13 protein-coding genes are annotated in these 16884 nt (G+C 38.5%); 5 read left to right on the forward strand and 8 right to left on the reverse strand.

The annotated features are described in order from the left end of the window. Window positions 1–61: 61 nt before the first annotated feature. Together BTO11_RS02600 and BTO11_RS02605 are read right to left on the reverse strand one after the other, a co-directional pair. Window positions 62–1888: a bifunctional protein-serine/threonine kinase/phosphatase gene (locus BTO11_RS02600; protein WP_229793364.1), complete on the reverse strand. Its 1827-nt coding sequence runs from the start codon at window positions 1886–1888 to the stop codon at window positions 62–64. A gap of 73 nt (window positions 1889–1961) precedes the next feature. Beyond that, a complete protein-coding gene (locus tag BTO11_RS02605) occupies window positions 1962–3452 on the reverse strand; it encodes a NarK family nitrate/nitrite MFS transporter (RefSeq protein ID WP_105051119.1) in 1491 nt (496 codons plus the stop codon). Window positions 3453–3841: 389 nt separating this feature from the next. Between BTO11_RS02605 and BTO11_RS02610 the strand changes: the two genes are divergently transcribed. From BTO11_RS02610 to BTO11_RS02625, 4 genes are all read left to right on the forward strand, one after another. Then, window positions 3842–4438, forward strand: a complete 597-nt coding sequence (locus BTO11_RS02610) for an NAD(P)H-dependent oxidoreductase (RefSeq protein WP_105051120.1) — start codon at window positions 3842–3844, stop codon at window positions 4436–4438. A 1-nt stretch (window position 4439) separates the two neighbouring features. Beyond that, complete coding sequence (locus BTO11_RS02615) at window positions 4440–6293, forward strand: monovalent cation:proton antiporter-2 (CPA2) family protein (RefSeq protein ID WP_105051121.1); 1854 nt, start codon at window positions 4440–4442, stop codon at window positions 6291–6293. 13 nt (window positions 6294–6306) lie between these two features. Then, window positions 6307–6705, forward strand: coding sequence for an ACT domain-containing protein (locus tag BTO11_RS02620; protein ID WP_105051122.1), 399 nt, complete (start codon window positions 6307–6309; stop codon window positions 6703–6705). A gap of 132 nt (window positions 6706–6837) precedes the next feature. After that, window positions 6838–7311, forward strand: coding sequence for a Dps family protein (locus BTO11_RS02625; RefSeq protein ID WP_105051123.1), 474 nt, complete (start codon window positions 6838–6840; stop codon window positions 7309–7311). A 71-nt stretch (window positions 7312–7382) separates the two neighbouring features. Here the strand turns inward: BTO11_RS02625 and BTO11_RS02630 are convergent, their stop codons facing one another. Further along, complete coding sequence (locus tag BTO11_RS02630) at window positions 7383–8039, reverse strand: Bax inhibitor-1 family protein (protein ID WP_105051124.1); 657 nt, start codon at window positions 8037–8039, stop codon at window positions 7383–7385. A gap of 155 nt (window positions 8040–8194) precedes the next feature. Then, complete coding sequence (locus BTO11_RS02635) at window positions 8195–8884, reverse strand: START domain-containing protein (RefSeq protein WP_105051125.1); 690 nt, start codon at window positions 8882–8884, stop codon at window positions 8195–8197. Between the two features lie 167 nt (window positions 8885–9051). Between BTO11_RS02635 and BTO11_RS02640 the strand changes: the two genes are divergently transcribed. Then, complete coding sequence (locus tag BTO11_RS02640) at window positions 9052–12108, forward strand: TolB family protein (protein WP_105051126.1); 3057 nt, start codon at window positions 9052–9054, stop codon at window positions 12106–12108. Window positions 12109–12250: 142 nt separating this feature from the next. On the opposite strand, the gene BTO11_RS02645 is transcribed toward BTO11_RS02640, so the two are convergent. From BTO11_RS02645 to BTO11_RS02660, 4 genes are all read right to left on the reverse strand, one after another. After that, window positions 12251–13414 carry an alginate export family protein gene (locus BTO11_RS02645; RefSeq protein ID WP_105051127.1) on the reverse strand — a complete coding sequence of 388 codons (1164 nt, stop codon included), beginning with the start codon at window positions 13412–13414 and terminating at the stop codon, window positions 12251–12253. 158 nt (window positions 13415–13572) lie between these two features. Then, window positions 13573–14370: an ABC transporter ATP-binding protein gene (locus tag BTO11_RS02650; RefSeq protein WP_105051128.1), complete on the reverse strand. Its 798-nt coding sequence runs from the start codon at window positions 14368–14370 to the stop codon at window positions 13573–13575. A 14-nt stretch (window positions 14371–14384) separates the two neighbouring features. Continuing rightward, a complete protein-coding gene (locus BTO11_RS02655) occupies window positions 14385–15383 on the reverse strand; it encodes an ABC transporter permease (protein ID WP_105051129.1) in 999 nt (332 codons plus the stop codon). Window positions 15384–15455: 72 nt separating this feature from the next. Further along, window positions 15456–16802: a CmpA/NrtA family ABC transporter substrate-binding protein gene (locus BTO11_RS02660; protein ID WP_373295201.1), complete on the reverse strand. Its 1347-nt coding sequence runs from the start codon at window positions 16800–16802 to the stop codon at window positions 15456–15458. Between the last annotated feature and the right edge of the window lie 82 nt (window positions 16803–16884).

The following is a 16884-nucleotide window of genomic DNA, read 5'->3' on the forward strand; positions in this document are numbered from 1 at the left end:
TTTACTTCAACCTACATTAAGTTTTCATTTCATCAAAACAGAAAGGGAACCAGTTGTGGCATTAGCGATAAAACAAATACGTTTGAATAATTAAAATACAGGTAAGCACAGCGCTTAACATTTTCCAGAACCCAACAGGATTTCTCTCAAGCAAAGGGGCTGTCTCTATTTTGTTTACCATAGCTATATTAGGTGTTGTGAGGTCTTTTAGAAATTCAGACAAAGCTAAATAACGGCTAGATATATTAGGTTGTGTGGCTTTTTGTAAGGCTAAGTCTAGCCAAATAGGAATGTCTTTTCTGACTCGTTTAGCAAAACGATATTGCCACTGGTCAAAGTTAGTCACTTGTTGATGTTGTACTAATGGTGTTTTAAATGGCAGTTCGCCCGTTAACATTTCGTAAACGATAACACCTAGTGAGAATATATCTGAACGATGCACTCCTTGCTGTCCCAACAAATATTCTGGTGCTATATACCCAACTGCACCGGCTAATGTGTCTTCAATCAAGGGTGAGTTTATCTCTGCCAATCCACTCACTTGCACAGTGCCAAAGTCGATAAGTTTAATATTACCGTCATTCTCAATCATGATATTTTCAGGTTTTAAATCACGGTGCACCATACTTTGACGTTGAAATACTCGCAGCCCAGCAATAATTTTTGCCGTAACTTCACGCACTAAGCTTAAGCTCGGATTTGGATTGTCATACATCCATTGTCTTAACGTTATGCCTTCAACGTATTCACAAACATGATATAAAAACGGGCTCATCGCTTGGCCATTCTCTTTTACCCTAGGGTAAATTTTCATTATGGCTTTATTATTTATACGACTGCCAACCCACTGCTCACGGACAAAACCTTCGAGGTAATTTAAGTCTTCGGCAAAGTTGTCGGACGGTGCTTTTAATACTACTTTTTGCCCAGTGTTTTTATCTTTGGCGACATACACATGACTACGTGCACCACTGTGAATTACTTTTTCAATTAAATAATTGTCTATGGTTACGCCAGCTTTCATCACAGGCGGAATTTTTAATGCGGTGAGCTGTTGATGAACTTCATCAATGTCTTTATTAGGTAAATTGCTAACCTCTGCAATTATGCAGCTTAAATTATCTTTACTGCCAGCCTCTTCAGCTGCTAAACAGATTTCCGTGGCTATCTTTTCTAAACTTAGTTCTTTGTTTACTAGATGCGCTTCAAGTTGTTTGTTGGTTAAGCAGTCGTGTACGCCATCGGTGGTGAGTAAAAATCGGTCATTTAGTTGTAAATCACGCTGAATAAAATCCACTTCTAAATGGCTATCCATTCCCAATGCACGCGTTAATACACTATTGTCTTCATTTGGAAAATAACTGTGATCTTTAGTCAGCTGCTCAACTTTACCCTGCCGATATAAGTAAACTCGACTGTCTCCGGCATGGCATAAATACGCGGTATTAGACTTAAAAATTACCGCACTAAAAGTGGTAACCAATTGATTTTGACGACAGCTCGCTTGTTGTCCGTGGTGGAATAACCAGGAATTTAACGAGGATAAAACCCGTGCTACCGAATCTTTGGTAGACCAAGATTCAGGTGTACTAAAATAGTCTCGAATAAAGGTAGTAACACTCGTTTGACTTGCTTGTTGTGCATTCTCACTACAACTTGCACCATCGGCAATACAAACAACACTACCTTTTAATTCCCGAGCCGATCCTTTAGCTTGTTGTGCAGCAAAAGCATCTTGATTTTCAGCCTTAACACCTTTGTCAGAAAACCCTCCAAACAAAACATCTAACATTTTACCTGCCGATACAGTCAACGCTTCCTTAGAAACGTTACTGTCGGTTAAAGGCGCATCCATAGAGCTTTGTTTTGGTGTTATAAAATCAGGCAAAAGTAATTACTCGGCTGTTTATCCAAAAGGCTGCACTTAGTTAATTTAATTTAAGTAACGTTAACAGTGCAATTTAACTAACTGATATTAGCTCTACCGTACCATCTTCTTGTACTTCTGCAATATGACCTTCTGGTTCTTTCATCATTAATAATGCGATAAAACCAACCACAGCCGTTGCAGCAATAACTAAAAAGAAAGTACTGTAATCTACCAAGGACAACACAGTTAAATACACAACCGCACCTACGTTTCCGTATGCACCTGTCATACCTGCAATTTGTCCTGTCATGCGGCGTTTAATTAATGGAACTGCCGCGAATACAGCGCCTTCACCCGCTTGCACAAAGAATGAACATGCCATTGCAGCAACAACCGCTAACCATACAGTCCAAGAGCTATCTACTTGTCCCATCACAAAATAACCAATCGCTAAGCCTGCCGTCAATATTAACAATACTGGTTTACGACCGTAACGGTCAGACAACCAACCGCCACCAGGGCGAGACATCAAATTCATAAAGGCGTATGCAGAAGCAACCATTCCCGCAACCACTGGCGTTAATTCAAACGTCTCAGAAAAGAACAAAGGCAGCATAGAAATAACCGCTAATTCAGAACCAAAAGTCGCAAAATATAAAATATTTAATACCGCAACTTGTTTGAAGCTGTACTTGTGAATTTCAGCCACTGGCTCAACAAATATATTTTTATTCACTTGCCACACATGGTAACTATCAAACAAATACAACGCCGCTAAACCAATATAAATAGTATTCACGACAAATTCGCTAAACATGCTTATTCCAGCTGGCGATAACTTCCAGGTTAATAAAGCGAGTGCACCATACATAGGTACTTTCATTACTAGCAATAACCAGAAATCACCTTTTGATGTTACTTCCATCGCGCCTGCTTTTTTAGGACGATAATAAGTTGCACCTTTTGGTGTGTCTGACACATTTTTATAAAAGATAAATGAATACAGTAAACTAACTAAACCAGTAAGACCCATAGCCCAGCGCCAACCTTCTTCACCACCAAATACGCCTGCACAAATTGCAGCTACTGTCGGTAATGTGAATGCTGCAGCGGCAGAACCAAAATTCCCCCAACCGCCGTATATCCCTTCTGCAGTACCTAATTCATTATGCGGAAACCATTCAGAAACAAGACGAATACCCACAACAAAACCGGCACCAATAAGACCTAAAGCAAAACGAGCAATCGCAGCTTGAGTAAATGTATCGGCCATAGCAAAGGCAAAACAAGGAATAGAACATATCGCTAACAAGCCAGTATAAATTAACCTTGGCCCATATTTGTCAGTCAACATACCAACAATGACTCGTGCGGGAATAGTGAACGCAACGTTTAAAATAAGTAGAGTTTTGACTTCTGCAGTTGTTAATCCTAACGATTCTTTCACTGCCATTAACATAGGGGCAAAGTTAAACCACACCATAAAGGTAATAAAAAAAGCAATCCAACTTAGGTGTAATATTTTCATTTTCCCTTGAAAGGAAAAGATATTGAATTTCTCTGGGGTTGCATTTGTAGTCATGGAATTTCTCGTCTCATTGTTAGTCTTGTTTTTTTTAGACATAAAAAAAGCCACCAAGACAAAGTGATTCACTTTTTCTTGGTGGCTTCTTTGCCGTACTTTCAACTTTAAACATAAACACATAGGTTTAATGCATTGAAAACTGCACCTTTAATGCCACCTATACTAAATCCATGTATAACAACAAGTTAAATTAAACATGCATCATATTTTAATCAATTATTTATAACGTATGCACAACAATGATCCAAACTCGCACTGAAAAAGCGCAGTTAATTTGTGCCAAACAGTAATTCAATATTTATTATTAATTTTTCTTGTTCTTTTATTGTTAAATGCTGAGTACACTTCATGCTTACGCTAATTTAAATACTCATACAGGATTAATAATGAGAAACGTCCTTATCATTTTGGCACACCCCAATTTGGCAAATTCCCAAATAAACCAAGCCTTATTAAATGCCGTTAACAAGAATGACAAGGTAACGATTCACGATTTGTATTCCATTTATCCTGACGGTGTTATTGATATCGACGCCGAACAACAGAAACTAACAGATGCTGATGCAGTGATATTTCAACATCCATTTTATTGGTATAGCGCCCCTGCAATCCTCAAAGAATGGCTTGATCTAGTTTTACAATTTAATTATGCCTATGGCCCAAAAGGTGAAGCATTAAAAGGTAAACAATGGTTAACCGTACTCACCACAGGTGGAAGTAAGAATGCTTATTCTACGGAAGGACATAACCGATTCACTATCAGAGAGTTATTAACTCCATTTGATCAAACTGCACATTTATGTGGAATGGAATTTTTACCTCCTTTGGTTGCTCACGGCGCTAGAAATTTAGGTAAATCCCCTGAGAGACTCAAACAATTATGCGACCAATACCAATCATTTATAACTGAGTTACAAAGTGATGATTTTGATAGTAATACCGTTAACCATTTAGAAATATTAAACCAACGTTGGGAGCAATAACATGGAACATGGAAATCTGTTATTTGATGCCTTTATCTATTTGTGTGCAGCGGTTATATCAGTACCAATTGCCAAGCGATTAGGTTTAGGTTCAGTACTCGGCTATCTAGTGGCTGGCGTATTAATTGGGCCATTTGTTCTTGGCTTTGTTGGTGACCAAACAGATGTAATGCATTTTGCTGAATTTGGCGTTGTTATGATGCTGTTTTTAGTCGGATTAGAGTTAAAACCTAGTTTACTATGGAAAATGCGCGGTCCTATTGTTGGTACTGGTGGCTTGCAAGTTTTATTAAGTACCGCTGCAATAACCTTATTTGGTATGTACTTAGGCTTAATTTGGCAGCAAGCATTAGCCATAGGTATGGTATTAGCCTTGTCTTCAACCGCTATTGTTTTACAAAGCTTACAAGAAAAAGGCTTAATGAAAACATCTGCCGGACAAAGTGCCTTTGCCGTATTGTTATTTCAAGATATTGCGGTTATTCCTATGTTAGCCATTTTGCCTTTATTAGCGGTATCTTCACCAGAACTATTAGTTAACTCTAACTCACCTCATCTTGGCGAAACTGGCTGGGTTCAAGGCCTTATTGTTGTCAGTGTTATTGCTGCCATAATATTTGGTGGTAAATATTTAATGAATCCAATTTTTGGTTTTATTGCTAAATCTAAACTTCGTGAAATTTTCACAGCGTCTGCTTTGTTATTAGTAATTGGTGTTGCCCTTGCAATGCAAGCTATTGGTTTATCACCAGCATTAGGGACGTTTATCGCAGGTGTGGTTTTAGCAGAAAGTGACTTCCGCCACGAATTAGAAAGTAATATTGAGCCGTTTAAAGGTTTACTACTTGGTTTGTTCTTTATCAGTGTTGGCGCAGGCATAAACTTTGCGCTGCTATTTGATGATCCTTTAGTAATAATCGGCCTTACCGCGGCTCTAATCGTCGGCAAGTTTTTAGTATTATTTATCTTGGCAAAAACCAACAAACTTGCCAAACCTGACGCTTGGTTATTTTCAGTTGCACTTGCTCAAGGTGGTGAATTTGCTTTTGTATTATTTGCCTTTGCAAGCACCAGCGGCGTATTACCCACTGGATTAATTGGGTTATTAACCTTAGTGGTTGCCACTTCAATGTTATTAACGCCATTAATGCTAATAGCCAATGAAAAGTACATATCGCCACGGTTTGCTACGCACAAAAAACCGCACAGAGATGCCGACGTCATCGACGAAGATAATCCAATAATTGTCATTGGATTTGGTCGCTTTGGACAATCAGTTGGTCGTTTATTATTAGCTAATAATATAAGCGCAACGGTACTTGATCATGACGCCAGCCAAATTGAAATGGTAAAAAAGTTTGGTTTTAAAGTGTATTACGGTGAAGGGGAAAGTGCCGAGCTATTACACAGTGCAGGTGCTGACACAGCCAAAGCGATTGTGGTTGCAGTGGACGACCAAGAAAGCAGCTTAAATATAGTGCACATGGTGCAAAAGCATTTCCCGCATTTAAAAATCTTAGTGCGCGCTATTAATAGATTACACGCTGTTGAGTTACACCGTTTAGGTGTGAACGACATTGAACGTGAAACCATGGCATCGGGTGCAGAACTTGGAGCAAAAGCTTTGGTAGCATTAGGTTGGCAAAGTAATATTGCTTATCGCAAGAGTCGTTTATTCAAAAAACACGATGATAAAAGTGTAATGGAACTGGCTGCTTATGATGGTGATGAAAATGAATACATCTCAAAAGCAAATGAAGCGAAACGGCTACTAGAAGAAACATTAAAACAAGATACTCATTGGCCACATGAAGCCGATGAACATGCATGGGAAAAGCCGGGAAAACTAAAATAAGGCAGGAATTATCATGGTTGGAGAAACAAACTTAACAAAACTACTGCAATCTATGTCGCCGCAGTTAATGCCAGAGCAATACGTTTTTTGTTGTGTTCAAGGAGGTTTTGCTGATTATCAAAACTTATCTCCGCTGGCTATGTTTAGAGAGACAGAAGGTCTGACTTTAGTGGTGACTAAAGCGCAAGCACAAGCAAACGGCTTTGTATTTGAGTCTGTCTTTAGTGGCATAACATTAACCGTGCATTCAAGTTTGGACGCGGTTGGTTTAACCGCAGCAGTAGCCACAAAATTAGCTGAGTACGATATTAGCGCTAACGTTATTGCAGCGTATTATCATGATCATATTTTTGTGCAGACAGAAAAAGCGGAATTGGCATTGAGGGCATTAAGAGAATTTAATGTCGCTTAATCTATGCTTTTCTTTATCGTAAGCTGGCTATTTTTGCACGCCATACATTAGACTTTGCTAATGTAGAGGTGTAACCTAAAGATAATAAATTTAAGTCTCTAATTTTACTAACTCACAACTGAGGAAATAAAGATGAATGATATCGATATAGGTATAAGTAAAGAAAATAGAACTGAGATTTCAGAAGGACTAAAAAGGCTTTTAGCTGACTCTTACACTTTGTATTTACAAACACATAACTTCCATTGGAATGTTACAGGTATGCAATTTCGTGAGTTACATTTAATGTTTGAAGAGCATTACACTGAACTTGCCCTTGCTGTAGATGAAATCGCAGAGCGTATTAGAACTCTTGATGTTCCAGCACCTGGAACTTACAAAGAATTCGCAAAATTAAGTTCAATTAAAGAAGTTGACGGTGTACCAAGTTCAGCTGAAATGGTTTCGTTATTAACCAAAGGTCATGAGCAAGTGATCAGAACTGCGCGTCAAGTTTTGAAAGTAGCTCAAGAAGCTGATGATGAATCAACTGCAGCTTTAGTGTCAGACCGTATGCGTTTGCACGAAAAAACTGCATGGATGTTACGCGCTACACAAAAACGCTAAGCACTTATTTACAGTATAAAAAAGACGACAAATGTCGTCTTTTTTTATTGTTTTCGATATATCCGTTTAAATTATTTACGCCCCAGTATTCTTAAAATACGTAGGAATAAATTGATGATATCCATATATAACGCAGCTGCACTATCAATCGCATTATCTATCGTTTTTGGTATTTGATTGGCTCTAGACCAGTCATAACCGATATAACCACAGAAAATTAACACCACAATCCAATCTAGTATTCCGTGATGAATGCCAAATACAAATATCTCAATCATTTCTACGACGATGACCAATAACAAAGCAATCGTAAGAGCGCCCGATATTTTTTGGAAAAACTTAGGATACATAGAACCTAAAAACATCATTCCCACTGTCACTAGCCCAGTAATTTTAATAGCCTCTGTTACTAAAGCAGCATCATAGTTACTCACCACCAAGTTGATAATGAAGCCAAATGGTACAACAACAAAATTGTAACCAATAAAACTAACAAGCGGTTTATTTGACTTATTAAACAGATAAATACCAAAGAAACATGAAGCAAAATAACCAATGAAAAATATCCATGGATTCACATTAGCAATAGATTGAGGTTCTATACTGGTCACCATTAACCAGTTAATAAAAAAGCCCCAACATAAGGTTAACCCGATGACAAAGTTATAAGCTGAATCACTAATTATTTGATCTGTTGTGCTGCGCCTTTCAAATACATTTGACTTCATACGACTGCCTTTTTATTTTTCTTTCTTTAGTGCTTTAGCGCACCTTTATTAATACTCTAGTGTAGCCAAGTTGGCTTACACACTTACTATGTAAAAAGTGATAGTTAATCCACTTTACAACTGTTCTAGCCCCACAGCTTTAAATTAAGCTATGGTTAGTTACTTGCCTCAACCAGTGAAACTAGCAAAACCATATCATCATACAGCTCGCCCACTATGCTTGAATTTACAAAACTAGGGGGGATATCGCCGCCCAAATCAGTATGAATAAGCATAGTGAACTTGGTAGATAATTTATCAATAGCTTCTATCGTGTATAGAACATTTGATTTAGCTCTCACCAAATCTGATTTTATAACCACTTCAGTGCTGGGACTTAAAGCTAAAGTCGTCACATTCGTTTTAGCATCGACATTAAATAACGAATGGAAAATAAAATCACGACTAGTTAACGGCCACGGCATATCAATACTGGTGTACACCAAGTTTTCATTTTCATTCACTTTTTTAACTACTTTTGATGACAAGCAGCGCGATTGCCACTTTAAACACTCACTTCCATCACCAAAGACAGAAACTACGTCAGCGAGATTTGCTGCCAAAGTTACTTCCACTTTTATTTGTAAGAAATCAGAACCCGCTTTATCTTGGCTATAAATATAAATGTGATCTTTTTGTTTTTCCAAATGCCAATTGGTCGCTGTATTTGCGTAAGTTACGCAGCTTAGCGAGCAAATAACTAACCAGGTGAGCTTGCACCAGCCTTTACATATTCTTTCACCCAGTACTTTTATATATCGGCTTTTCATCTTAATCACATCTTTGGTTAGTTTTAATTTAAGCATATTTAATCAACACCTAAACCCGTCTGTTTAGGTTGATTTTAGGCGGCATTATCATTTTCTTTACACTACGGGAAATTTGTCTGAACGCAAATAAAACAGTTAATTGAAATAGCAAAAATTAATGTATAGGATATTAAGCTAACCTCAAGATTTTAAAAGGACTTTTAATGAGTGCCTCCTCTATTTTTTCGTATCTAGCATTAGCTAGAAAAACACTAGGCTTTAGATTTCTAAATAACACGCTATTAACCTTAGGGTTATTGGTTGGCCTTGGTTATACAAGCACAGCCTATAGTGCAATAAGTATCGTTACTGAAGCTAAGTGGACGGTATTTGAAACCGACAGTTTCCGCATTCATTACACCGCAGAATATAGAGATTGGGCTATTTCAGCAGCTCACGACATGGAAGCCGCAGCTAAAACAGTGAAAGACCACCAAAACAGAGACTTAAAAATGAAAGTCGATGTTGTTGTTTTTGACCCTTTCAATGACTCTAACGGCTTTGCGATTCCATTTAGTAACAAACCAATTATGGCGCTGTTTGCCACACCTCCTCAGTCAGATTCCATCATTTCAAACTCTAGTAGCTGGCAACAATTATTAAGCTTGCATGAATATGTTCATTTGGTTCATATAGGCCAGCCTTCTCGTCAAAGTTTTAAACAATCTTTATCTAAGTATTGGGATTTATACGATATTTATAAATCGTCAGGCATGCCGCGCTGGGTAACAGAGGGTTACGCAACTTTACTTGAGTCTAAACTTACCGGCAGGGGGCGTTTATTCGATGTGCAAGTCGAAGCCATGTTATTACAATTTGCCCGTGAAGGTGCATTACCTAAATACAGTGAGTTAAGTAATACCAGCGGACGTTACCAAATAGGCAGCATGGCTTACTTAGTTGGTGTGCGTTATTTATCTTGGTTAGAAAAAAACTACTCAGAAGAAACACTAGATTCAGTATGGACACGTTTACGCGGTAAAAAAAGTCGTTCATTTAACGATGCATTTAAAGGCGTATTTTTAGAGACGCCTGAATATTTATACCAACGCTTTGTTGCTGAATTTACATTTAACGCGCTTGCAATGCAGAAGCAACTAGAACAAACCAAACCTACTAATTCTTCTATTTGGTTAAATGCCGAATACGATATGACCGCCCCAGCTTTAAGCCCAAACAACAAATACCTAGCTGTTATAGAATCAGATGAAGATAAAAGCATTGTATTAAATGTTTACCAAACGGCTGATAACAAAGAAGCTCAAGACGATTTTGAAAAAGAAAAAGTTGAACTGCTAGAAAATGATCCTGTAGATATTGGAGACAGTGCTCCAAGCGTATTTAAACGAAAAGTAGAACATACTCTGCAACAAACTAACTTCTCAGGCATAAGAAATCCAAGATGGCTAGACGATGACCATATTTTATATGGTGCAAAAACTATCGACAGCAACGGCATGCAGCATCAAGATTTATTTCAATGGCAATTAAGCACAGGTGATGTCAGCCAATTAACTCGTCATGCTAATTTACGCCGTTTTGATGTTACTCCGACGGGTAAAGTAATCGCCGAGCAAACTCGTGGAGGTTATTCAGGTTTAATCTCTTTTGAATTATCACAAATAGATGGTTCCACTCTGGGAGAGGCAGAGTTAACTAAACTGAGTGAGTTTTCATTAGCTCATATATATGACTTTCCAAGAATTAATCCAAGTGATGCCACCCAACTGGCCTATTTAAAAAGCACACATAACCAACCGTGGAGCCTTTACATTACCTCCTTGTCAAATGGCACAGATAGCGCATTAAAAGCAATGCAGGTAAACATGCCAAAGGGTTACCAATTTTTATCATTCCCAGAATGGGCAGCTGATGGCAAGTCTCTATATTTTGTTGCTGGAGTAAAAGACACATTAAAAGTTTATGAATTTACACTAGCTACAGGTCAGCTTATGGCGGTAACTCATGGGCAAACAACTGTGTCTTGGCCAATTGAGCTTGTGCAAAAACCTGAAACAGACCCAGATACAAATCAAGAGCAACAAGAAACAACACGTTTACTTAATATATCTGTGCAAAGCCGTGGGCCAGATATATTTACTCAGCCGTTAATCGCTAAAAACTTCTCTAATATCACAGAGTTTGCTGATGTAAAAACATTAAGTACAGCATCCAATAATTCAGACTCACCAATACAAATGCCAGCAGCTAAATTAAGCGCAGACACCTCAATTGGTAAAGAATATGACTACCATGTAAAAGATCAAGATATCACTTTTGTTTGGATTGGTTCTGAATCAAGTGCATCAATAGGAACGAGTGAGATTGGCATTAAAGGCAGCGACTTATTGCAAAAAACAAATTGGGATATTAATTTTCTAGCCAGTAGCAGAGGTGGATTAACCAAGGGCGTATCAGCTAATTTTACTTACAGTAGCTTGCCAGTTAAATTTTCGGCCCATGTATATGACTTTGAATTAGACGCTAGCGAACAAAAAAACTCATCTGCACTTAGTGCTGAATCTTATACCGGTTATAGTGTCAGCGCTAACCTTCCGTATTTGCTCACTCATGGCTTGTTGGCTTCATACCAAGGTGAATTAAGCGCCAGTTACAATGCACAAGAACAAACCTTAATTGAAACTACAATAACAGAGCTCCGTCATCAACAGTCTTGGTATTTAGACAAGCAAACATGGGGATTAACTCAATCTTCCGACTTTACCTATTTGGAAGGTGAGACTGATATTGCAAGCTTAACGACAACTGAACAATGGAATGGCTCTCAAGGTGCATTGTCATTTGGTGGCCATATTTTCGGTATAAAATTAACTGTCTCAGAGCAATTTGCAAAACGTAATGACAGCAGTTTAAACCTACTAAGTTTAGGTGGTGTTGAAACCAATATCATTAACGCTAAAGCCCATTCAAACTGGCTATTTTCACCCGAATTACCGTTTCATTTCCAGACAGGTAACGACTATAAAAATACAACCGTTAGCTTAAACGGGCGCTCCTCATCTTGGGAATTATATTATTCAGCCCCTGAAATGGATGATGTTAATCGCGCTAAAATCATAGGATTCAAAGACAGTGCATCAATAGATATGTTCCGCTCAGGTATCACTAATTTAGAAATTAAATACGGCATTGCCGATGTACAGCTAGATGAAGACGGCCATAAAATCCAAGCCTGGTTACTAGGACTATATCGCTTTTAAAGCTATATCCCGCTTAAATAGCGGGTTCAATTACCTTTTATTTAGCGCATAAAAAAACACAATATTTACCAGCAGAGTTTTGCTCTTGCCGGTAAATATTGTGCCTTACTCTCCTATAGCGGAGTTTATTTAAGTCTTTTAATTAAAACGTATAACCCGTCCAAATCCATAATTTATCTGTATCTACTTTACCGGCATCTTGATCGCCTGCTGTATACATAGCGTATTTAACCCCAACAGGAAAATCAGCTATTTTAGTGGTGTAAATCACATTAAGCTCAGTACCCAAATCATCAACCGTTGCAGACGCTTCATCTGCAGCATAACTATGGAAAGTAGCTGACCATTTGCCACCACCCGCTTTTCCCGCAACCGTTGCATATAAATCATTTAAACCAACACCTGGCGTACCAAGGAATTGATCTGACCAACCATTAAATTTATGTAATGTGGCCAATGGCGTTGCAAAACCTACCGCTCCATCATCAGAGCCTAATGACTCATAACCGGCTTTTACGCTAACACCACCAAATTTTGTCCCTACTTCGCCAAGCATGTAACTTGTGTCGTATTCCATACCTGCACTTTCATTGGTTTGAGTAGCAAACTCTACCGTATAAGAAATATCACTTTTAGCACCGACTAAACGAGCACCAAAGGTGTTTAGTGAATTGTCTGTGCCATTATCCGTTTCTAATAAATAACCGTAACCTGTGACCGTGCCGAACTCTGTTTTTAAAGCCGCATTTAACAAGATATCACTTGAATCTATATCTGCTGCGTCTTCGAAAATACGATTACGTTTTGTGATATAAGCCGCTGAAACTTTTAATTTTTCAGACGCATTATAAGTAGCAGATAATGCATCAAACGTTTGTTTGTCGTTACGCCAACCTACGTGACCAACAAAACGATGGTTGTCCATAGTGATCACCTGACGACCCAGCTTTACACTAACTTTATCTTGGGTATACCCGATATAAGCTTGGTCTAACTCGGTGGTTGCTGGATCAGCAATGACTGAATAACCCGTCTCACCATTTTGCGTACTGTTATAATCTTCAATTAACGCCACTGAGTTTTCTAACTCAACAAAGCCATAAAAACCACTATAAGCATTGGTTTTAAAGTTGGCTTTGGTCCTTAACGTTAACGCATTTGCATCTTCAAGCGCGTTGTCTTGAGTAACTGATTCATAACGTAAACGTAAGTCGACATTAGCTGTACCTAGGTTCGTTTCAATAGCGGCATAAGACGCCGTAGATGCCAGTACCGGAATTAATGTCGCAAGTATTTTTTTGTTCATGATTATTCCCTAATAAGTTTTGTAGTTATTCTTTTATATTTTGGTTATTACTATTATTTTTGTTTTCTATTTTGTGCATTTTTAATGCATCTATTTGTTATGTTCTTGCCACTTGGGCAATCCCTGTTTTGTATTCGTGTTAGACAACGCCAGCTTGTTTAAACTTTGCGTTGTTTTTCATATAAGAAGGTTAACACTTCTGAACGGTACTGGTTGTACTGTGTGTCCTTAGCAAGCTCTAATCTACTACGAGGTCTTTCTAAATTTACATCGAGTATCTCGCCAATAGTGGCTGCGGGGCCGTTAGTCATCATCACAATACGGTCAGATAACAACACAGCTTCATCAACATCGTGGGTTATCATGATGACCGTATTGTTTAACTCATCTTGAATTTCCATTAACGAGTCTTGCATGTGGGCGCGAGTTAACGCATCTAATGCTCCAAACGGTTCATCCATTAACAGCACTTCTGGTTGCATAGCTAATGCTCTTGCAATACCTACGCGTTGCTTCATACCGCCAGATATTTCATCTGGACGTTTGTGCATGGCGTGATCCATATGCACTAGCTTTAAGTTGTATTCAATCCAGTCTTTCATTTCTGCTGCTGACTTAGTTTTTGCAAAAACCTGTTTAACCGCCAGCTCCACATTTTGATAGGTTGTTAACCAAGGTAATAAAGAATGGTTTTGAAATACCACAGCGCGTTCAGGGCCAGGTTCGTTCACTTCTTTACCCGCTAAAATCACGCCGCCACTGGTTGCTTGATACAAGCCAGCAACCACATTTAATACGGTAGATTTACCACAGCCAGAGTGACCAATTAACGATATAAACTCGCCTTTGTTTATCTTTAAATCCACGCCTTTTAACGCGGTAAAATCACCTTTTGGGGTAGGAAACACCATATCTATGTTACTAATATCGAGTAGTAATTCGTTTTTAACAGTCATATTCATCTCCTTAATTACCGAACTTCAGAGTTTTTGTCCCAAGACAAAATACGCTGTAGTTGCATCATAGTGCGGTCTAATAAAAACCCGATTAAGCCAATAACGATAACAGCCGTCATGATCCGACTTAGAGACTCAGAGCTACCGTTTTGAAATTCATCCCAAACAAATTTTCCCAAACCTGGATTTTGTGCCAGCATTTCTGCGGCGATTAATACCATCCAAGCTATGCCTAATGACAAACGCATTCCGGTAAAAATGGCAGGAACTGAAGCAGGTAAAACAATTTTTTGAATATGCGTAAACGCAGACAATCTTAATACTTTACTCACATTCACCCAGTCACTGTTTAGTGAAGCGACACCTACAGATGTGTTAATCACCATTGGCCAAATACAACACAAGGTGACGGTGATCATGGAAACAATAAATGACTTAGCAAACATAGGATCTGTCGAGGTATAAACCGCACTCACCACCATAGTGACCAAAGGCAGCCAAGCGAGTGGGGATACAGGTTTAAATATTTGAATAATCGGGTTTATAGCTGTGTTTAACGACTTACTTAAGCCAATGGCAATACCTAATGGAATGGCAACAATAGCCGCAACTACAAAGCCACTTAACACAGTAATTAAACTAGTAATAATTTGATCAATAAAGGTTTCTTTACCTGTGTAGGCACGAGTTTTAGGCTTATACATTGGATCTTTAGCTAACCGTGCTTGGTTTCTATTTTCTTGGCGCTCATAAAAAGCGGCTTCTTTTTCTCTGCTTTCAACATGCTCATTAAATAAATTGCCTACTTGCGTCATCACTTGTGAAGGTCCAGGGAACTTACCTAGCGATGTATCTATATTATTTGCACCTACAGTCCAAAACAGTAGGAAGATTAATATACCAATTGACGGTAACGTCACTGCCTTAAAAAAGTTAACTATAAAAGGAGGTAACTGTGCTTTTATCACAGATTCATTTTTACGAGTGATAAGCCGAGCAATTAAACTAGCCATTCTTAAATCCTTATACTTAAAAAAGGTGTGAGAAAACAAAGGTGTTTTCCCACATTAAGGTTGAAGGTGAGGTTAAAGCTTATCTTTGGCTTTTAAACCAATATCAAATTTATCAATGTATTCATTCGGTTTTGTACCGTCATACACTATGTTGTCGATGAAATGAGTTTGCGGAGAACGATAACCATCTTCACCTTTTAAACTTGAAAATTCAGACGCTGGTACTAATTTATCTGCAATTAACGATTTGACCGCAGCCATATAAATATCTGGGCGATATACTTTTTTAGCAACATCTGCATACCAAGCATCCGATTTTTGTTCGCTAATTTGTCCCCAACGGCGCATTTGCGTTAAGTACCAAATAGCGTCTGAGTAATACGGATAAGTCGCGTTGTAACGGAAGAACACATTGAAGTCAGGTACTGCTCGTTTATCACCTTTTTCATATTCAAAGGTGCCAGTCATGCTGTTTGCGATAACTTCATAGTCAGCACCAACATAGTTTGACTGAGATAATATTTTTACTGCAGCAGGACGGTTAGCATTGTTGTTTTCATCCAACCACATGGCTGCACGAATAAGCGCACGAGTTAAACGAATTGTGGTATTTGGATATTTTTCAGAAAATTCTTTAGTGATACCAAATACTTTCTCTGGATTGTCTTTCCAAATTTCATAGTCAGTCACAACAGGAACACCAATTCCTTTAAATACAGCTTGTTGATTCCACGGTTCACCAACGCAATAACCATATATAGTTCCCGCTTCTAACGTGGAAGGCATTTGTGGTGGTGGAGTAACTGACAATAAGGCTTGAGCATCAATTTTTCCCGACGTATCACCTTTATGTGGAGCATAAAAACCAGGGTGAATTCCACCAGCGGCTAACCAATAACGTAATTCGTAGTTATGAGTAGAAACGGGAAACACCATGCCCATATTAAACGGCTTACCTGCATCTATATATTTTTCTACTACAGGTTTTAATGCATCAGCTTTGATTGGGTGAACGGGACGTCCGTCGGCCATTTTAGGAATGTTTGGCTTCATTTGCTCCCAAATTTCGTTGGATACCGTAATTGCATTACCATTTAAGTCCATTGAAAAGGGGGTGATGATCTCGGCTTTGGTACCGTAACCTATGGTTGCTGCAATTGGCTGGCCAGCCAACATATGCGCGCCATCCAATCTGCCGTCAATAACGCCATCTAACAGGACTTTCCAGTTAGCTTGGGCTTCAATAGTGACGTACAAACCTTCGTCTTCAAAATAACCATTTTCATAAGCGACCGCGATTGGCGCCATGTCAGTTAATTTAATAAAACCAAATTTAAGCTCTTCCTTTTCTGGATAACCTAACTCAGCACTGGCACCAAAACTGATTGATGTAGCAATTAACCCCGTTGCGACGATCATTGTCTTCATCTTACTCATTGCGCTTGTTAACGGCTTCATTGCCTTTATAAGCTTTGTTGTTTTTATTTGTGTTTCCATTGTC

Source organism: Psychrosphaera saromensis (assembly GCF_002954545.1).
GTDB classification, from domain to species: domain Bacteria; phylum Pseudomonadota; class Gammaproteobacteria; order Enterobacterales; family Alteromonadaceae; genus Psychrosphaera; species Psychrosphaera saromensis.